Annotated in this window: 20 protein-coding genes; 7 read left to right on the top strand and 13 right to left on the bottom strand. The window is 27.0% G+C overall.

Annotation, left to right across the window (positions count from 1 at the left end):
• Window positions 1-63 precede the first annotated feature (63 nt).
• Window positions 64-2,190, top strand: a complete 2,127-nt coding sequence (ovoA, locus tag AC2TY9_RS10860; RefSeq protein ID WP_489777479.1) for a 5-histidylcysteine sulfoxide synthase — start codon at window positions 64-66, stop codon at window positions 2,188-2,190.
• Here the strand turns inward: ovoA and AC2TY9_RS10865 are convergent.
• Entirely contained in the window at window positions 2,187-3,410 is a 1,224-nt protein-coding gene (locus AC2TY9_RS10865) for an APC family permease (RefSeq protein WP_489777480.1), read from the bottom strand. The genes ovoA and AC2TY9_RS10865 overlap by 4 nt on opposite strands.
• Window positions 3,411-3,609: 199 nt before the next feature.
• On the opposite strand from AC2TY9_RS10865, the gene AC2TY9_RS10870 reads away from it, so the two are divergent.
• A complete protein-coding gene (locus tag AC2TY9_RS10870; protein ID WP_489777481.1) occupies window positions 3,610-4,752 on the top strand; it encodes a ComEC/Rec2 family competence protein in 1,143 nt (380 codons plus the stop codon).
• Window positions 4,753-4,758: 6 nt separating this feature from the next.
• On the opposite strand, the gene AC2TY9_RS10875 is transcribed toward AC2TY9_RS10870, so the two are convergent.
• Complete coding sequence (locus tag AC2TY9_RS10875) at window positions 4,759-5,094, bottom strand: hypothetical protein (RefSeq protein ID WP_489777482.1); 336 nt, start codon at window positions 5,092-5,094, stop codon at window positions 4,759-4,761.
• Between the two features lie 175 nt (window positions 5,095-5,269).
• On the opposite strand from AC2TY9_RS10875, the gene AC2TY9_RS10880 reads away from it, so the two are divergent.
• Together AC2TY9_RS10880 and AC2TY9_RS10885 are read left to right on the top strand one after the other, a co-directional pair.
• Window positions 5,270-5,596 carry a hypothetical protein gene (locus AC2TY9_RS10880; RefSeq protein ID WP_489777483.1) on the top strand — a complete coding sequence of 109 codons (327 nt, stop codon included), beginning with the start codon at window positions 5,270-5,272 and terminating at the stop codon, window positions 5,594-5,596.
• Between the two features lie 146 nt (window positions 5,597-5,742).
• A complete protein-coding gene (locus AC2TY9_RS10885; protein WP_489780431.1) occupies window positions 5,743-6,903 on the top strand; it encodes a DEAD/DEAH box helicase in 1,161 nt (386 codons plus the stop codon).
• A gap of 1 nt (window position 6,904) precedes the next feature.
• Here the strand turns inward: AC2TY9_RS10885 and AC2TY9_RS10890 are convergent, their stop codons facing one another.
• Both AC2TY9_RS10890 and AC2TY9_RS10895 read right to left on the bottom strand, forming a co-directional pair.
• Window positions 6,905-7,831: a helix-turn-helix transcriptional regulator gene (locus tag AC2TY9_RS10890; protein WP_489777484.1), complete on the bottom strand. Its 927-nt coding sequence runs from the start codon at window positions 7,829-7,831 to the stop codon at window positions 6,905-6,907.
• 95 nt (window positions 7,832-7,926) lie between these two features.
• Window positions 7,927-8,115 (bottom strand): hypothetical protein, encoded by a 189-nt coding sequence (locus tag AC2TY9_RS10895; protein WP_489777485.1) that lies wholly within the window; start codon window positions 8,113-8,115, stop codon window positions 7,927-7,929.
• 125 nt (window positions 8,116-8,240) lie between these two features.
• On the opposite strand from AC2TY9_RS10895, the gene AC2TY9_RS10900 reads away from it, so the two are divergent.
• On the top strand, window positions 8,241-8,519 hold the full coding sequence (locus tag AC2TY9_RS10900; protein ID WP_489777486.1) for a hypothetical protein: 279 nt from the start codon (window positions 8,241-8,243) through the stop codon (window positions 8,517-8,519).
• Here AC2TY9_RS10900 and AC2TY9_RS10905 read toward each other — a convergent pair.
• Both AC2TY9_RS10905 and AC2TY9_RS10910 read right to left on the bottom strand, forming a co-directional pair.
• Window positions 8,516-8,716: a hypothetical protein gene (locus tag AC2TY9_RS10905; protein WP_489777487.1), complete on the bottom strand. Its 201-nt coding sequence runs from the start codon at window positions 8,714-8,716 to the stop codon at window positions 8,516-8,518. The genes AC2TY9_RS10900 and AC2TY9_RS10905 overlap by 4 nt on opposite strands.
• 100 nt (window positions 8,717-8,816) lie before the next feature.
• Window positions 8,817-10,364 carry an ArnT family glycosyltransferase gene (locus AC2TY9_RS10910; RefSeq protein ID WP_489777488.1) on the bottom strand — a complete coding sequence of 516 codons (1,548 nt, stop codon included), beginning with the start codon at window positions 10,362-10,364 and terminating at the stop codon, window positions 8,817-8,819.
• Window positions 10,365-10,485: 121 nt separating this feature from the next.
• On the opposite strand from AC2TY9_RS10910, the gene AC2TY9_RS10915 reads away from it, so the two are divergent.
• Window positions 10,486-11,169 (top strand): fused DSP-PTPase phosphatase/NAD kinase-like protein, encoded by a 684-nt coding sequence (locus AC2TY9_RS10915; protein WP_489777489.1) that lies wholly within the window; start codon window positions 10,486-10,488, stop codon window positions 11,167-11,169.
• Window positions 11,170-11,358: 189 nt separating this feature from the next.
• Here AC2TY9_RS10915 and AC2TY9_RS10920 read toward each other — a convergent pair whose 3' ends face one another.
• On the bottom strand, window positions 11,359-11,481 hold the full coding sequence (locus tag AC2TY9_RS10920) for a hypothetical protein (protein WP_489777490.1): 123 nt from the start codon (window positions 11,479-11,481) through the stop codon (window positions 11,359-11,361).
• A gap of 155 nt (window positions 11,482-11,636) precedes the next feature.
• Between AC2TY9_RS10920 and AC2TY9_RS10925 the strand changes: the two genes are divergently transcribed.
• Window positions 11,637-11,834: a hypothetical protein gene (locus tag AC2TY9_RS10925; RefSeq protein WP_489777491.1), complete on the top strand. Its 198-nt coding sequence runs from the start codon at window positions 11,637-11,639 to the stop codon at window positions 11,832-11,834.
• A 52-nt stretch (window positions 11,835-11,886) separates the two neighbouring features.
• Here the strand turns inward: AC2TY9_RS10925 and AC2TY9_RS10930 are convergent, their stop codons facing one another.
• The 6 genes from AC2TY9_RS10930 to tatB form a co-directional block, all read right to left on the bottom strand.
• Window positions 11,887-13,230, bottom strand: a complete 1,344-nt coding sequence (locus AC2TY9_RS10930) for a sodium-dependent transporter (RefSeq protein WP_489777492.1) — start codon at window positions 13,228-13,230, stop codon at window positions 11,887-11,889.
• Window positions 13,231-14,565 (bottom strand): sodium-dependent transporter, encoded by a 1,335-nt coding sequence (locus tag AC2TY9_RS10935; protein WP_489777493.1) that lies wholly within the window; start codon window positions 14,563-14,565, stop codon window positions 13,231-13,233.
• A 76-nt stretch (window positions 14,566-14,641) separates the two neighbouring features.
• Window positions 14,642-15,382, bottom strand: a complete 741-nt coding sequence (locus AC2TY9_RS10940) for an exonuclease domain-containing protein (protein WP_489777494.1) — start codon at window positions 15,380-15,382, stop codon at window positions 14,642-14,644.
• An 18-nt stretch (window positions 15,383-15,400) separates the two neighbouring features.
• On the bottom strand, window positions 15,401-16,441 hold the full coding sequence (gene queA, locus AC2TY9_RS10945; RefSeq protein WP_489777495.1) for a tRNA preQ1(34) S-adenosylmethionine ribosyltransferase-isomerase QueA: 1,041 nt from the start codon (window positions 16,439-16,441) through the stop codon (window positions 15,401-15,403).
• Window positions 16,428-17,162, bottom strand: coding sequence for a twin-arginine translocase subunit TatC (gene tatC, locus AC2TY9_RS10950; protein WP_489777496.1), 735 nt, complete (start codon window positions 17,160-17,162; stop codon window positions 16,428-16,430). The genes queA and tatC overlap by 14 nt, the downstream gene beginning before the upstream one ends.
• Window positions 17,162-17,644 carry a Sec-independent protein translocase protein TatB gene (tatB, locus tag AC2TY9_RS10955; protein WP_489777497.1) on the bottom strand — a complete coding sequence of 161 codons (483 nt, stop codon included), beginning with the start codon at window positions 17,642-17,644 and terminating at the stop codon, window positions 17,162-17,164. Before tatB ends, tatC begins: the two co-directional genes overlap by 1 nt.
• Window positions 17,645-17,746: the final 102 nt, after the last annotated feature.

Genomic DNA, 17,746 nt, shown 5'->3' on the forward strand with positions numbered 1-17,746 from the left:
TTAATGAATACAAGTTGTAATTTAAAGTTACTAAAATACCCCTCATATATAAAGGGGCTAATAATGAATTATAGAAAAGAAGTTATGGAAAGTTATAGAAAAGATACAATTAGGTTAGACGAGGGCACGGTAGAAGAAAAAAGAGCTGAGATTAGAAAATACTTTCTTCAAACATATGAATTAGATGAAAAATTATACGATTTACTTGAAGATAAAAAATATTTTTATCAACAACCAAATAAATTAAGACAACCACTTATTTTTTATTATGGTCATACTGCTACTTTTTTTATGAATAAGTTAAATATTTCAAATATCACAAAAAAAAGAATCAATAAAAAATTTGAATCTATTTTTGCTATTGGCGTTGATGAAATGAGTTGGGATGATTTAAATAATGAAAACTATGATTGGCCTAGTTTTCAAGAGGTAAAACAATACAGAGATGAAGTAAAAGCATTGGTTTTAGAGATAATTGATAATATAGAGTTTACTATTCCAATCGACTGGGAATCACCAATGTGGATTATTCTTATGGGAATTGAACATGAAAATATCCATATTGAAACATCATCAGTACTTTTAAGAGAATTAGATATTAAATATTTAATTAAAGATGAAACTTTTCAATATTGTAATGAGTTTTCAGAAAAATACCCACAAAATGAACTTATTGATGTAAAAGGTGGTGAAGTTTTATTAGAAAAAGATTATGAAAATCCAGTTTTTTATGGATGGGATAATGAGTTTGCCTTTCATCAATCTTATATAAAAGATTTTAAAGCAAGTAAATATCTTGTTTCAAATGGAGAATTTTTAGAGTTTGTTAAAGATGGAGGATATTCAAAACTTCATTACTTTAGTGAAGATGGTATAAAATGGTTAGATTTTAAGCAAGCTAAAATGCCAACATTTTGGTTAAAACAAGATGGAGAATATTTTTTAAGAGAGATAAATAGAATTGTTCCTCTTCCTTTAAACTATCCAGTAGATATCAATATTTATGAAGCTGAAGCATTTTGTAAATATAAGAGTGAAAAGTTAGGTTTTGAAGTTAGACTTCCAAGTGAAGATGAGTTTTATAGATTAAACGATTATGTAAATGCTCAAGATAAGGTTAAAAATGGTGAAGCAAACTTAGGATTAAATTTCTTTAATCAAACACCTGTTGATAAATACAATTTTGATGAGTTCTTTGATGTAGTTGGAAATGTATGGCAATGGAGTATAACTCCTACATATCCTTTTGATGGCTTTAAAACACATCCTATATATGATGACTTTACTACTCCAACTTTTGATGATAGACATGCTTTAATAAAAGGTGGTTCATTTATATCTTTAGGTAATGAAATTTTAAGAAGTGCAAGATATGCCTTTAGAAAACACTTTTTCCAACACGCTGGTTTTAGATACGTGCAGTCTTCAAATGATTATAGAACAAAACTAAATAATAACGTTTATGAAACAGATGAGCAAATTTCTCAGTATTGTGAATTTCACTATGGTAATGAGTATTTTGGGGTAAAAAACTTTCCAAAAACTAGTGTGGAGATATTAAAACCATATTTAAAAGATATACAAACCAAAAAGGCTATGGATTTAGGATGCTCTGTTGGAAGAAGTACTTTTGAACTAGCAAAATATTTTGATGAAGTTTTAGGAATTGATTTTTCTGCAAACTTTATCAATGTAGGTGTAAAGCTAAAAAAATATGATTCCTTGACTTTTAAAATGGCTACACAAGGAGAACTTTTTGAAGAAAGGACTGTATCTTTAAAAGACTTTTCCCTTGATGAGATTAAAAACAAAGTAAGTTTTATGCAAGGTGATGCTTGTAATTTAAAAGATTTATATACTGGATATGATTTGATTTTTTGTTCAAATCTAATTGATAGATTATATTATCCTCAAAAATTCTTAGATGATGTTCCAAATAGGGTAAATAAAGATGGTTTATTAGTACTTCTAAGTCCTTACACTTGGTTAGAAGATTATACACCAAAAGAAAATTGGCTTGGAGGATATATAAAAGACAACAAAGAAGTACAAACTTTAGATACTTTAAAAGAGAATTTAAAAGATAGATTTGAATTACTTGAAACTAACGATGTACCTTTTGTTATTAGAGAAACAGCTAGAAAACACCAACATACACTTTCTCAAATGAGTATTTGGAAAAAGATTTAGATTATAGAAAATAGTTGAATAACTAATAAACATACATTTACAATAACTCCTACCATTGGTATCCAGAGAGGGTAAACTAATACCCCTTCTGGATTAGGCACTTCTCTTTTAATTTTTATTAAGGCCAAGTTCATTAAGGTGAATATAATAAATATAAAAAAACTAGTAAGAGAAGCTAATGTTATTATTGGAAGCCACAATGTAAATATTAAAACCAAAAAAGATGCAACAATAGTTGAGAATATTGGAGTTCTTGTTTTTTCATTTACTTTAGAAAAAATTTTAGGAAGCCAATTATTTTCTCCCATTCCATAAAATAGTCTTGATACCATAATAATTTGAATTAATGCTCCATTTATAACTGCAAACATCCCAATAAAACTCAATAAAATAGGTTCTTTATTTGTCAATTTTGTATAAACGTCTGCAAGTGGAGCTGTACTTTTAGAAAGGTCACTTGGATTTATTGCTAGTATAGAAACTATAGCAACTAGTATATAAAGTAGAGTCGAAACAATTAATGCAATAATTATAGCCTTTGGCATAGTTTTTGTAGGCTCTTTTACCTCTTCTGCAATATTCACCATATCTTCAAATCCAATAAAAGCATAGAATGCTAAAAAAGCACCTATTGAAATTGTATACCAAATAGAAATCTTAAAATCAGGAATGAATTTTACCATTGATACTTCATTGAAATTGATATTTTCAAAACCAATAAATAAAATAAACAATAAACCAAAGATCTCAATACAAGTTAATATTGCTGCAAATTTAACTGATTTTGCTATACCTAAAATAGCTATAAAACAAAGTAGGATAATTAATATAATTGATGATAATGTTTTTGAAATATTTATAAATGTTGAAAGATATCCATAAAAACCATGTAGTATTGTTGCACTTGATAATATACCACTTAAAGCTATCATAAAGCCTATTATAATTGATAAATATCTCGAGTTAAAAGCTTTTTTTGCATAGAGAGCTTCTCCTGCACTATATGGAAATCTTGAAGATAGTTCAGCATAAGTTAATGCTGTAAAAAGAACAACAATTGCAGCAACTATAAAAGAAAATGGAGTATAAATATCTGCAATACCAGAAATTTTGCCAATGAGTACGTATATTCCTGCACCTAAAATATTTCCTAATCCATAAAATACTAACATAATTAAAGAAATATCTCTTTTTAGAAGAGTTTTTCTTAATCTTGTCATTTCGTATCCTTTGTAACAAGATTATAACATAATAATATAGCTGATTTTATATCTTTTATACAAATTAATAATTATTATAGTTATATTATTGTAGACTTTTCATATGGATAGCTTACAGGTAATCTCTTCGAGAAAAGATTTTTTTTCGCTAATTTTATTTTTCTTACTTGTATTTTTGTTTAATATGATCCACGAGTATATGAAATACAAAGATTTTACTTCCCAAGAAGTTTATTACTCAAACTTTAAGATACAAAATATTTATGATAAAGAAGACTTCTATGTATTGAAGCTTCAAGAAAAGAACCTAGTTTTATATACTTCCATTGAAAAAAATACTTCAATAAAAAAGCTTAGTAATATAAATATCGCTATATTAAGCACTAATATAAGTTTTTATGAGTTTTTAAAAGGATTTTACACAAAATCACTTTATTATGATGAAATTTATTCAAATAACACCTTAAGGGAAAAATTCTTTTTTGAAATAAAAAAACAACATAATAATACAAAATTGCAAGAACTATTTTCTGCATTATTTTTAGCAATTCCAATTTCAAAAGAAAATAGAGAAGTTTATACAAACTTTAGCATTAGTCATTTAATCGCAATATCAGGATTTCATTTAGCTATACTTTCTTTTTTAGTTTATTGGTTAATCTATTTTCCTTATGGTTTTTTGCATAAAAAATATTTTATTTTTAGGAATAAAACAGCTGATGTAATTAAACTAACAATTTGTATTCTTTTTTTATATTTGCTTTTATCAAATATGGTACCTTCTTTATTAAGAAGTTTTGTTATGTTTGTTTTAGCTTTTTTATTTCTTCGTGCAAATTTGAAAATTCTTTCTTTTCAAACTTTAGTATTGACTTTTCTTATAATTATCTCTTTATTCCCCCAGTTTTTATTTTCTATATCATTTTGGTTCTCAATAATTGGTGTATTTTATATCTTTTTGTATCTTGAATATTTTAAAGAGTTACCAAAAATCTTTAGTTTTTTGTTCTTTAATATTTGGATTTTTCTTGTTTTTAATCCTATTATTCATTTCTTCTTTTTTAATACATCTTATGAACAACTTTTATCACCTCTAATAACCTTAGGGTTCACTATTTTTTATCCTTTAGAATTAATATCTCATATATTGGGTTACGGAAGTTTTTTAGATAGTTTTATTTTATATTTCTTGGAGTATAAGGTTTTTGTATTTGATGTTGTAACACCATTATGGTTTTTCTTATTTTATATCTTTTTATCAATTGGCTCTATTTTTAATAATAGAGCCTTTATTGTGTTGAATATTTTAATGGTATTATTTAATATCTATTTATATTTATAAACACCTTTATGAGTTTTGTAAATAATCATGTTGTACACAATAGTCACATTTATTAATATTTTCATACTCTATTGTCTCTAACTGCATCTCTTTAAAATGTTTTTTTATTAGCTCTATTGCATTGTTATCGGCTGAATATACCATTGACATACTTTCGTCATTAATAACAACTAAATTTTTTGTTTCATTAAGTAAATCATTTATGTGATTATTCCAATATGAAAGTAGTTTTTCATTTTCAGATAGCTCATCAAATCTATGATCAAAATCTACACACATATCTGGAAGAATACCACACGATTTAATGTTATCAAAGTCCATTTTTACTCCAAAAAGTTTCATAACTGACTCCTTTTTATAAGTTATAATTATTATTCTAACGAATAGTGATAAAGTAATATTTATAATATGAATCTAATTATTTCAGTTAAGATTAAGCTTGATACTTAACCTACAACAATTTTAATGAAAATCTAGGTATTATTGCGAAATTATAAAATATTTGAAGGTTTTTTTTATGGAGATGATTTTAAACGAATTTGATATGGTTGTTGGTGCAAAATTTGAGAATGGAACAATTCAAGATTATATAGACGATGAACAAACTTATGGTTTGATCCGACTTGAAAAAACAAGTGCTAACTGGTTTTTATACAATGATGCAGAGTCACCAAGTGAGATAAAATCTTTATACAAAAAAGTTAAAAAAGGTGAGCATTTTATTAAAGATGATTTTGGAGAAGAGATTGTTGTTTTCAATAAAGATGGTCATATCTCTTATGATGATTTAATCAAAAAAATAGATGAATATCTTGACGATGAAATTATGTCAAGTGTTTACTAACAAAATAAAAAGGATTTGTTATACAAGGGTTTAAAGAGTTAAAACTAAATGATTCTATTTTAAAAGCAATAGAAAAAAAAGGATACAAAAATCCTACAAAAGTTCAAAAGAAAATAATACCAATCGTAAATAAAAAGATTGATGTAATAGCAGCTTCTAAATCAGGAACAGGAAAAACTGCTGCTTATGTACTTCCTATGCTTGAAAGAATAAACAATAATTTAAGCTTACAAAATAGGGTATTAAGAGGTTTAATAGTGGTTCCAACTAGAGAGTTAGTTGAACAAGTTTCAAAGGCTTTAAGTGATTATGGACAGTTTCTAAAAGTAAAACACACTAAAATCATGGGTGGTACAAGTAGAGTTAAACAAACAGAGATTTTAGAAGGTGGAATTGATATTGTTGTAGCGACATCTGGAAGATTACTTGATTTGTCAAAAGAGGGGATAATAGATTTAAGCTCTGTAAACTTTATAGTTTTAGATGAAGCAGATACTATGCTTGAGATGGGCTTTTTAGATGAGATTGAAACTATTTTTTCTTCATGCTCACCACACAGACAAATTATTATGTGTTCAGCGACTATTTCTCAAAATATTAGAAAACTTGCAAAAGAGTTTTTAAAAGATCCTGTAACAGTTCAAGTTCATGATAGAAGAGATACTGTAAGTTTAATCTCTCATAAAGCTTATAAGATAGATAAGAAAAAGAAAAAAGAGTTAGTTACAGCACTTATAAAAGAATCTAAATATGAACAAATTCTTCTTTTTGTAAATAAAAAAGATGGTGTTGACGCTGCTTTAGAATACTTCAAAGAACAAGGTGTAAAAGTAGCAACAGTTCATGGTGGAATTGAATATAAAGATAGAGTTCAAGCAATCAAGGATTTTAGAAATAAAAAGGTAAAAGTTTTAGTTGCTACTGATATCGCTGGACGTGGACTTGATATTGAAAAACTTCCTTTAGTTATAAATTATACTTTACCTGAAACAACAGATGATTTTACTCACAGAGTTGGAAGAACTGCTCGTGCTGGAAATACTGGAGAAGTTATTACTATTCTTACAGTTGACGATTATAATGCCTTTACAAAAATTGAAAGGGATTTAAAATTAAGTGTTAAAAGAGAAGTTCATGAAAACTTCCCATTAAAAGATAGACAACCAAGACAAAAAGTTCAAACCAAGAAAAAACTTAGTGAGAAAAAAGGTAAAAGAACACCTTCAAATAAAGAACCAACTAGAACTAATACTAAGTCTAAAAAAACCACAAAAAGAGATTCTAATAGAAGTTTTAGAAGAGGTTAATCTAATCTATTAAAGCTAATTGTTCATCATAATAGCTTTTTGAAATCTCTAACATCTCTTTAGCTAAATTTGTTGGTTCAATAACTAACAAATTTGGTTGCCACTTTTTTACTTCATAAATCAACTCTTTTTTCGATGTAGCAGTTAGTAAAATCTCTATTGATTTATCTTTATTCTCTTTTAAAATCAATTGAGATTTTGAAAGGGGTCTTCTCTTAAAGTATTTTGCAATATCTACTTTTGCAAGCAATCTTACTTCAAAAATGTCATTATTAGGTTCAAACCAAATATTAATTGCCGAATCAAGTTTTTTAAGTGCATGAAGATTTTTTTTGAAACTAATATCTTCTACAACTAAATTATTTATATCTTTTATATAAAAAGTTTTAAGTTTATTGTCTTTTAAATCTTTTCCAAAAAGATACCAGTATCCATCAAAGGTTGTGATTTTATATGGTTCTAAAGTTCTATATTTATTTTTAAATTTAAAATTTATTTGTTTCAAAAAGATTATTGCTTCTTGAAGCTGTTTTATAAGTTGAGTTTTTTCAGAGATATCCTCTATCTCTATTTTACTATAGATTGGGTTTTCATGGGTATTTTGCAACTTTGAAAATAGTGAGTTAGCTTTACTTCCAAATCCACTTCCCATAGAACTTGCAAATTCTTTTAATACATCTAAAACCAAGTCTTCTTCAAAAGAAAGGTTTTTATCTATACTATGACCATCTTTTACTTTCCATTTATGGCCAATTTTCTCTATTGGAAGTTTTTGAATAAGTCGCTCGTTAAAATCTCTTTGAATTGTTTTTGTGGATACATTAAACTCATGGGCTAAATCTTTTACAGAGAGAACTTCACCTTCTCTTAGTCTTTGCCAAATACTATTTAGCCTAAAAAGTATTTTATCGTAGTCATGTTTTTTCATATGAAAGTTTATTGTATTTAAATTGAAATGATGGTTAGTTCGAGAAATTTGAAAGTAAGGATAAATATAGGAAGTTTTAACTTCCTATATTTTGATTATGCAGCTTTTTTAACTGCTTTTTTTGCTAATTTCTTTGCATCTTTTACTTTAGTTGGTGCTTTTTTAGCTACTGCTTTCTTAACTGCTTTAACTGCTGCAGGTGCATTTTTCTTTTTGATATCAGCTTTTTTAACTGCTTTCTTTGCAACTTTTGCAATCACTTTTTTCTTTAATTCTTTTGCCATTTAGCTTCCTTTTTTTATTTTTATTACATAAAGTAATATAATATGACTATTATATATTTTTTAACTTAATTATAAATAAAATAATGTTAAAATTATAATTATTTTGTAATAAATGAAGGATTTTTATGACATTTATAGAATTTAAAAAGAGTTTGCTTGATGCAGAGATTTCTATTCCCATGTTTTGTAAGTTAATTAAAGTTAGTGAAAAAAATGTTCAAACTTATAAGAAAAAAGATCAAATTCCCAATGCAATAGCAGTAGTTGCTACTTGCTTTGCAAAAATGAATGTGGTAGGTATGGATTATAAGTTATTTATAGATCAACTTGGTTTAGCTATAAAATCTAAGCCTGGAGTTGGTTTTGCTAAGAGAAAAGAGTTTGAAAAAATAGAAGAGGTTTAATCTTCTATTTTTATATTACCTTCTTTTGTCTCTCTAAAATTCAGATTATTTTCATTTAATCTTCTAATTAGTTTTATATTTTCTGCGGTAGATGTGTAAGATCTTCTTTCAGTTGATATTCTTTTAATAGTTTTTTCTTTTTCATCGTATGAAAAACATCTGACATTAAGTTCTTTTAGTAACGTTACATATGGCATTTTAAATCTCCAAATATTTGTATTGAACATACATTCATATAATTTTACTTTAGAAATATTTATAAAATCATAATATATACAATTATGTACAAAAGTTGTACTAATATTTAATCAGTACGATCCCCATTTCTTCTTTTATAACTGTATAATTATTAAAATCTTTTAAAAAAATTCCTTTGGTTAAAATATATTCACCTTTTTTAGGGGCACCTTTTCTTACTAAACTTTGGGAATAAACATTAAAACTTGGATTATTCATTTTATACATATTGATTTTTAGTTTATTTTCTTTTGCATATAAAGCTATATTCTTAATAGGTTCTTGCTGAACTTTTGCAACGACTGGTATAACTATATAATTTACTGAAATCACAAAAATAAAACTTATTAATAAAAATTTATGTTCAAGTTTAAAAAGTTTTATTTTGTAAATAAGTAAAGTTAGAATAATTAGTAAGAATAGTTTTATTTGAAAGTACATATCTAAAACTTCAATAATTTCATCTTTAATTGAATTTACAAATTTATCTTTTATTGGAATTATTTGTAATAAGTTAGGTAAAAACAGAAAAAGCATTAAGAAAAATAAAAGTGGTAAAAATAGTACTAGAAAAACTTTTTTGTCTTGTTGTTCTAAATATTTATTAAATATCATTCCCATTAAAATAAAAAGTGGCGTATAACCATAAACTATATAGTGTGGAAGTTTAGTGTTTGAAAATGAAAAGAATATAAAAACAAAAATAAACCAAAGAAAAAGAAAAAGATTTAAATCATTACTGAAAAAAGTTTTAATTTTTGTAAGTGTTTTTATAACTAAACTGGAAAATGGTAATAATCCAAAAATCAATATAGGAATAAAATAAAAATATGAGCCTGAATGGCCTTCAAAAGTAGAGTTAAATCTAGAAATATTATGTTTCAGAAAAAATCCATCAATAAAAAGTTGCCCTTGTTCAAGGTACTCTAGGATATACCAAGGTATAGCAATAATTAAGAAGATTAATATTCCTTTTAAATTAAATACAGATTTTATCCAAAATAAAAGTTCTTTTTTAATTAAAGAGAAAATAAGAGTTGCTGCAAGTGGAATTAGTATTGCAACTGGACCTTTTGTTAAAACCCCAAATCCTATAAAGATGAAACTAAAGTATAAATAGTAGATTTTTTTTGTTTTAAAATAGGTATAAAAACTAAACATACTTAAAACTATAAACATATTTAATAAAGCATCAGCAGTTGCTGCTTTTGCAATAATATTTATTTGTAGAGAAGATAAGAAAATTATGCTAGTAAATAATGCAATTTTTTCATTAAAATACTTATTAGTAAATAAATATATGGCACTTAACCATATAAATGAGGATGTTATGCTTGGAACTCTTAATGCAAATTCATTTAAACCAAAAATTGAAACACTTGCTGCTTGAAACCAATATATAAGTATTGGTTTATCAAATCTTAATTCACCATTTAAATATGTTGTCAGGAAGTTTTTATTTAATAGCATCTCTCTAGTAGCTTCACTAAAAGCTCCCTCATCTAAATCAAATAAAGGAATATTTGCAATTGGTAAAAGAAGGGCAAAAAAAGAAAAAATCAAAAGAACTATAACGTCATAATATTTATATTTTAAATTCTGATCCAAGTTAAACCTATTTATTTTTTAAAAGTTTAACTAATATAGACTTTTAGAGATTCCTAATTAATGTCACTAAAATGAAATCATATAAATTTAGAATATAAAGATTTAATAAATAAGGAAGTATATGCAAACTCTTAGATTTGATTTAGAAGATAGGTTTGATAGAAAAGTAGCATGGTTTTATTCAATGTTTTTTGAAGACCATAACTTTACAAACTACTTTAGGTTTAATTTTCATGAAGTTTCTAATGGAGTATATCGTTCAAGTCAACCAACTATGAAGAAACTTGAAGAGTTAAAAAATAATTATGGAATAAAAACTATTATTAATCTAAAATCAGAAAATAGAAAAAGTGCATATTTTTTATTTGAAGAGGAAAAGTGTAGAGAACTTGGCTTAAAACTTATAAATGTAAATATACGTTCAAGGGAAATGCCTTCAACTAAAGAACTTTTAGAATATAAAAGAATTATGGAAGAAGAGATGAATAATCCTACTTTGATTCATTGTAAAGCAGGTGCAGATAGAACAGGGATTTTTTGTACTTTGTATCAATATTTTATTGAAAAAAGAGATATTAAAGATACTAATCAATTAAAACTTTTACCATTTGGACATGTTAAGTACTCAAAAGCAGGTAGAAGCGATTATTTTTTTAAACAATTTGCCTTATATCAAGAAGAAAACCCTAACATAGATTTAATTACCTGGTCAAAGGAAGTAGCAAATTTAACAAAAATGAAAGAGGAGTTCAAGGTTAATTTCTTAGCTAGTTTTCTAAATGAAAAAATTTTAAGAAGAGAGTAATTTGTATTGTCTTTTTGTAACTAAGTAGTCACCAAGATTAAATACTATTTTGATGCTGAAGTATTTGTTTATTTCTTATCCCAATATTTCCTATTGAACTAAGCAATACTCAGTGTGATTCGCGTCAGACAATACTTACTTTACTTATAGGAGGAGCTTCATCTTTCCCTTCGGCTCCTCTTATATTTCTTAGAATATTGACACTACTAAAACAATAGCACTTATTATTGCTATTGAACTAATAAGAATTTTACTAGAGTCTTTTTTACTAGTAATATAATTGCCATTTAGTTGTATTGAATAATAGTTCATTTTCTATCCTTTCACTATATTTTATTACTTTTATTAATTTATAGTAACATAAAATTAATCAAATGTAAAGAAAAAAAATAAAATTTATAAATTTCCGGACATTACCTTGTCTATTTTATACTTCATAATGTTTAAAATTAAAAAAAGGAAACATCATGGGAAACTTTATATTTACAATAACTTTAGGTACTATTCTTTACTTTTTATATGGTAGTTTAGTTTTTTGGTCTCTTGGTAGTGCATTAGCAGTTTTATTTATAGCTTTGATGTTTATTGATATAAAAGATACAGAAGAAAATATTAAAAAGAAGTCGAATAAGTTTGTTTATAGATTAGATAAAGCTCTATTTTAAATATTTCTATCAACTGTAAACTTTAACGTTTACAGTTGATAATGGTTTTATATTAGCCAATTAATCCTAGTTTATTAAAGAATAGTAAAGCAATTGCAATTGGTACTATATATCTGATTAATGCATACCAGATATTAAATACTGCTATACTAGTAACTGAAGTAAATTTAGTTTTTAAAATATTTTTATCAACAAAGTATCCTAAGAAGATACAAGTTATAAAACCAGAAATAGGTAGTGCAACAGAAGAGGTTAAATAATCCATATGATCAAATAAACTTTTACCAAAGAAGCTTAACATCTCACCATAATCAGCACTCATAGATAATAATGCAAAAATTCCTAGAATCCAAAGAAAAGTAGCTGTCAAGTAAATAGCTTTGATTCTACTCATTTGAAATTTTTCTATTAGATATCTTACTGATGGTTCAAGTAAAGAAACAGCAGATGTAATCCCTGCAAATAACAAGGCACAGAAGAAAGCTACTGCAATAACTTGTCCAAATACTCCCCATTCAGAAAAAATTAAAGGTAAAGAGATAAATACAAGTCCTGGACCAGCTGTACTTTTTGCTCCAGCAGCAAATAAAAATGAGAATATTATAATCCCTGCAATTAAAGCAACAGCAGTATCAACCATAGCTACAAAAACAGATGACTTAATAAAATTTGTATCTTTCCCCATTGATGCAGAATAAGTTATTATAATACCCATACCAAGAGATAGGGTGAAAAATGCTTGTCCAATAGCTGCTAAAATAGAATCAACTGTAACTTTTGACCAATCAGGCATAAACATAAAGTTTATTGCTTTACCAAATGAATCAAGACTCATAGCATAGATTAATAATCCAAATAAAATTAATGCAAGTAAAGGCATAAGTATTAGGTTAAGTTTTTCAATACCAGCTTTAATACCTTTTAAAGCTATAAAAACCATAGTTGCAACAACTAAGGTATGAAATAGTATTTGAGTTCCAATTTTTTGTGTAATAAGATTTGTAAAAGTATCTTCTGCTTCTTTTATCGTAGTTGGAAGCCCACTAACACTTATTATTAGATAATCAATAATCCATCCAATAATAAATGCATAAAAAGATAAGATTATAATACCTGCAAAGATTTGGAAACCTGCCCATCCCCAATTTTTATTCTTTGTTTTAGAGATAGCTTCATATGAAGATGCAGCATTTGCTTTTGCTTCTTTTCCAATATATGATTCTGCAATAAAAATTGAAAGTCCAATAAATGTAATTGCAATTATATATAAAATTACAAAGGCACCTCCACCGTTTTCTCCTGTAACATATGGAAATTTCCATATGTTACCAAGTCCTACAGCAGAACCAGCTGCTGCTAAGATAAATCCAATTCTAGAAAAACTGTTTGTTTTCATTTAAATAGCTCCTAATTTGTTTAAGAATAAAATGATAATTGCAACGGGAACTATATATCTTATAAGAAAGTACCAGATACTAAATATCGTGTGGTTTGCATGCTTTGTGAATTTTTCTTCTAAAATCTCTTTTTTAACAAAATAACCTAAGAAGATACAAATCATTATTGCAGCAATAGGCATCATAATTGAAGAACTTGCAAAGTCCATAATATCAAAGGCATTTTTTCCAAAGAAAGTAAGCTCTTGTCCAAATGATTTTGACATTGAAAGTAAGGCAACAATACCTAAAAGATAAAAAATTGATCCACAAATCAAAGTTGCTTTTTTTCTTGATATATTAAATCTTTCAATAAAGAATCTTAAAGATGGCTCTATCATTGAAACAGCAGAAGTAATACCTGCAAATACTAAAGCAACAAAAAATGATACTGCAATAATATTTCCCAATATTCCCCAAGATGAAAAAATCACAGGAAGGGAAATAAATACAAGTCCAGGTCCTGCTGCACTTTTTGCTCCTGCTGTAAAAAGAAATGTGAAGATTATTAGCCCTGCGATTAAAGCAATTATTGTATCAACTGAAGCTACAATAAATGATGATTTAACAATATTTGCATCTTTAGGTAAAGAAGCAGAATAAGTTAAAATTGTTCCAACTCCAAGTGATAATGTAAAAAATGCTTGTCCTAAAGCTGCAAGTAGGGCATTACTATCAATTTTTGAAAAATCTGGACTAAACATAAAAGATACTGCTTGAGAAAAAGAATCTAGTGTAAATGCATAAATCAATAAACCAAATAAAATTAGACCTAGTAATGGCATTAAAATAAGATTTATTTTTTCAATTCCATCTTTTATACCTTTTAAAACTATAAAGACAACAATTGATGCTATAAGTGTATGGTAAAAAAGTAAAGAGCCAATATCGTTTGAAATTAGATTTTCAAAGTTTGCCCCTGCAATTTTAGCTTCAGTTGGAAGTGAAGTAAAAGATTTAATCACATAATCTAAAATCCAACCTAAAACAACAGAATAAAAAGATAAAATTATTAATCCCGTAGCAACCATAAAACCGGCAAATTTCCAGTTCTTATTTTTTGTTTTTGAAAGTGCAACAAAAGATGTAGAAACATCTGATTGTCCATTTTGTCCAATAACTGCTTCTGCAAGAAAAACAGTTAAACCAATAAATAATATGGCAAGTAAATAGACTAAGATAAAAGCCCCACCACCATATTCTCCTGTAATATAGGGAAATCTCCATATATTACCCAACCCAACAGCTGAACCAGCAGCTGTGAGAATAAAACCTATACGTGAAAATTTATTCACTACTAATCCTCATCTAAAAAATTTATATGTAATTATAGTGAAATAAAAATGAAATTTATATGAATAAAACCTGTTATTAACCTAAAACTTTATCAAGTGTATATTTTAAATCTTCATCAAGGTTTTCCATTGAGCTTCTCATCCAATTTAAATAACTAGGATCTTCTAGAGCTACTTCAGCAATATCTTTACCTCTATATTTACCAAATCTAAAAGTTTTTACCATAACTGGCGTTTTTGTAAGATCAACAAGTTTTTCCATTGGATTATAATCAGGGTAAATCTCTCTACATTTTGCAACTAATTTTGATAAAAATAGTTTCATAACCAAAACATCACCTATGGCATCATGTGCTTTTATAGTAATATTGTGTTTTAAAGCTTCTTCTTGCTCTTGTTTATATAATTCTAGGGCATATCTAAGATATTGTAATCTATGGTAAGGCATTTCATGGAAAAGATGTTTTGCACATCTTAGGGTATCAATGGTTTGATAAGAGTTTAAAAAACCCTCTTTTTCAATCATTCCCATATCAAAATTTATATTGTGTGCAATTATATAATTTTCTGAAGAATTTAACTCTTCTAATCTTTTATAAAAAGAAGTTTCTGTAGCTTTTGGCTTATTTTCAATTAAATCTGGAGTAATATTGTGAACCTCCATAGCTTCAATTTTAATCTCTACCTCACTTGAGCATAGTTCATCATAACATTCAATCTCACCTTTGTGATTGAAAATCATAGCTCCAAATTGAATAACTCTATCTTCTTCTTTATTTCCTGTTGTTTCCGTATCAAATAGTACATAAAATGGCATTTTATTATATCTCCAAAATTAAATTATTAACATTCCATCGCCATATGAATAAAATCTATATTTCTCTTTAATGGCTTCTTTATAAACTTCAAGGGTTTTTTCTAAACCTATAAATGATGCAATTAACATAATTAAAGTTGATTTTGGTAAGTGAAAATTTGTAAGTAAATGATCAACTTTAATAGGTGTATTTAATGGATTCAAAAATAAATCACATTCACCTTGAATTTTATTTGTTCGAGCATAGTATTCAACAGTTCTTGTAACCGTTGTTCCCACTGCTAAAGTTTTTTTTGCTTCATCTAAAGCTTTTTTTGCTTCAATACCTATCTCAAAATATTCACTATGCATTGGATGGGATAAGATATCTTCTGCATCAACAGGTTTAAAAGTGCCAGCTCCAACATGAAGTGTTAAATAGTTAACTGGATATTTATTATTGATTTTTTCTAATAATTCCTGGGTAAAATGTAAAGATGCAGTAGGAGCTGCAACTGCTCCATAGTTTTTGGCAAATAGTGTTTGGTAATCTTGGTTATCTTCCTCTTCCTCTTCTCTATTCATATAAGGAGGAAGGGGCAAGTGACCAATCTCATTTAAAATTGCTACTAAAGAAAGAAAATCTAATTTATCTTCGCCTTGAAAAAAGTTTACAACTCTACTTCCATCATCATTTATTTCTAAAACTTTAGCATATAGATTTTTATCAAAAAATAGTTTATTTCCAACTTTTACTTTTCCCCTAATCATAACTAAATATCTATCCATAAACAAAGGTTTATTAAATAGTAGTTCGACTTTCCCACCTGATTCTTTTGAACCATAAATTCTTGCTTTTATAACTTTTGTATCATTTAAGAAAATAGAAATATCTTCAGGTAAATATTCCATAAGGTTTTTAAAAGTTGTATGGGTTATAGAATCTGTTTTTCTGTTGTAGACCAAAAGTCTAGCATTATCAGCAGGATGGACAGGGTGTGTAGCTATGAGCTCTTTTGGTAAAGAGTAATCATAGCTTGAAGTTTTTAATGGGTCTAAAATACTGTTATTCCTCTTCATCTTCATCAACTTTTACTGCTGGGTTGAAAACTTTTGCAATATAAATAGATACAATATAAAGGAAAATTAATGGTCCAGCCATTAAAAATTGAGTAATAACATCTGGTGGAGTTAGTAAAGATGCCATAATAAATATAATTACAACAGCATATTTAAAATAGTCTTTTAACATTTGGTCATCAACTATACCAATCTTTGCTAAAAAGAAAGTGATAACTGGTAACTCAAAGGCTACCCCAAATCCAAATAGTAATTTAGTAAAAAATCCTACATATTTACCAATACTTGGAAGTATTGTAACAACTGCAGAACCAAAGTTAATTAAAAACTCAAATCCATATGGAACAACAACATAGTATGCAAAGGCCGCACCCGTTAAAAACATCAATGTTGCAAAGAAAACAAATGGAAATACTAATTTCTTCTCATGGTCATATAATCCTGGGGCTAAAAATAGCCACATTTGCCAAAATATAACTGGCAATGAAAGAATAAATCCAGAAAAGAAGGCTACTTTTAAAGCCGTAAAGAAAGTCTCTTGAATCTCTACTGCAACCATTTGAGAGTTTGATGGAAGGGCTGCTTCTACAGGAACCATCATCCATTCTAAAATTGGCTCATAAAAGAAAAAACATGCAAAAAAGGCAATACCTAATGATATCGCTGAGTATACTAACCTTTTTCTAAGGTCAGCTATATGTGGTTTTAAGTCTTCTAACATTATTTAAATTCCTCAGTTCCATCAAAATCTTCAAGTTCTACTTTGAATTTATCTGTTGACTCATCATTTGAAGCAGTTTTTTCAACTTCTTCTTTTTTCTTCTTTTTTGGTTCTTCTTTTTTTGATGATTGCGTTTTATTTTTTGGTTCTTTTAAAGAAACTTTTTCCTCTTTCTTACTTTTATCTTTTTTTGAATCATTATCTTTTGAAGGCATTTCATCTTCATTGATAATATCATTTAGACCTAGACTAAGATTTTCTTTTACATTTAGAGTATTTTTTGCTTCTTCAATTTGTGCTTTATATTTTGCAGCTTCCTCTTTCATTTCAGAAATATTAAGTTCATTGTCTAAAGTTGATTTTGCATCATCTAATCCTGATTTAAATTTTTTTAAAAATTTAGCTATATCTACCATAGCTGTTGGTAATTTCTCTGGTCCTAGTGCTATAATTGCAACAATGGCAATTAAAAATATTTCCATAAAGCCCATTCCGAACATTATACTTCTCCATTATATTAATAAGGAAAGATTTTACCAAAACTTTGTTAAAAGATGATTGAGATTTTGACCTATAAAGCAATT

Source organism: Arcobacter sp. ISO1 (assembly GCF_058105185.1).

Coding starts and splice junctions, on each gene's coding strand:
- AC2TY9_RS10930 (WP_489777492.1), bottom strand. CDS start 13,230: ATGAAAACAAACAGTTTTTCTAGAATTGGATTTATCTTAGCAGCAGCT.
- tatC (WP_489777496.1), bottom strand. CDS start 17,162: ATGTTAGAAGACTTAAAACCACATATAGCTGACCTTAGAAAAAGGTTA.
- AC2TY9_RS10880 (WP_489777483.1), top strand. CDS start 5,270: ATGGAGATGATTTTAAACGAATTTGATATGGTTGTTGGTGCAAAATTT.
- AC2TY9_RS10940 (WP_489777494.1), bottom strand. CDS start 15,382: ATGCCATTTTATGTACTATTTGATACGGAAACAACAGGAAATAAAGAA.
- AC2TY9_RS10925 (WP_489777491.1), top strand. CDS start 11,637: ATGGGAAACTTTATATTTACAATAACTTTAGGTACTATTCTTTACTTT.
- AC2TY9_RS10875 (WP_489777482.1), bottom strand. CDS start 5,094: ATGAAACTTTTTGGAGTAAAAATGGACTTTGATAACATTAAATCGTGT.
- AC2TY9_RS10905 (WP_489777487.1), bottom strand. CDS start 8,716: ATGCCATATGTAACGTTACTAAAAGAACTTAATGTCAGATGTTTTTCA.
- AC2TY9_RS10895 (WP_489777485.1), bottom strand. CDS start 8,115: ATGGCAAAAGAATTAAAGAAAAAAGTGATTGCAAAAGTTGCAAAGAAA.
- AC2TY9_RS10870 (WP_489777481.1), top strand. CDS start 3,610: ATGAAATACAAAGATTTTACTTCCCAAGAAGTTTATTACTCAAACTTT.
- AC2TY9_RS10900 (WP_489777486.1), top strand. CDS start 8,241: ATGACATTTATAGAATTTAAAAAGAGTTTGCTTGATGCAGAGATTTCT.
- AC2TY9_RS10890 (WP_489777484.1), bottom strand. CDS start 7,831: ATGAAAAAACATGACTACGATAAAATACTTTTTAGGCTAAATAGTATT.
- AC2TY9_RS10920 (WP_489777490.1), bottom strand. CDS start 11,481: ATGAACTATTATTCAATACAACTAAATGGCAATTATATTACTAGTAAA.
- queA (WP_489777495.1), bottom strand. CDS start 16,441: ATGAAGAGGAATAACAGTATTTTAGACCCATTAAAAACTTCAAGCTAT.
- ovoA (WP_489777479.1), top strand. CDS start 64: ATGAATTATAGAAAAGAAGTTATGGAAAGTTATAGAAAAGATACAATT.
- tatB (WP_489777497.1), bottom strand. CDS start 17,644: ATGGAAATATTTTTAATTGCCATTGTTGCAATTATAGCACTAGGACCA.
- AC2TY9_RS10915 (WP_489777489.1), top strand. CDS start 10,486: ATGCAAACTCTTAGATTTGATTTAGAAGATAGGTTTGATAGAAAAGTA.
- AC2TY9_RS10865 (WP_489777480.1), bottom strand. CDS start 3,410: ATGACAAGATTAAGAAAAACTCTTCTAAAAAGAGATATTTCTTTAATT.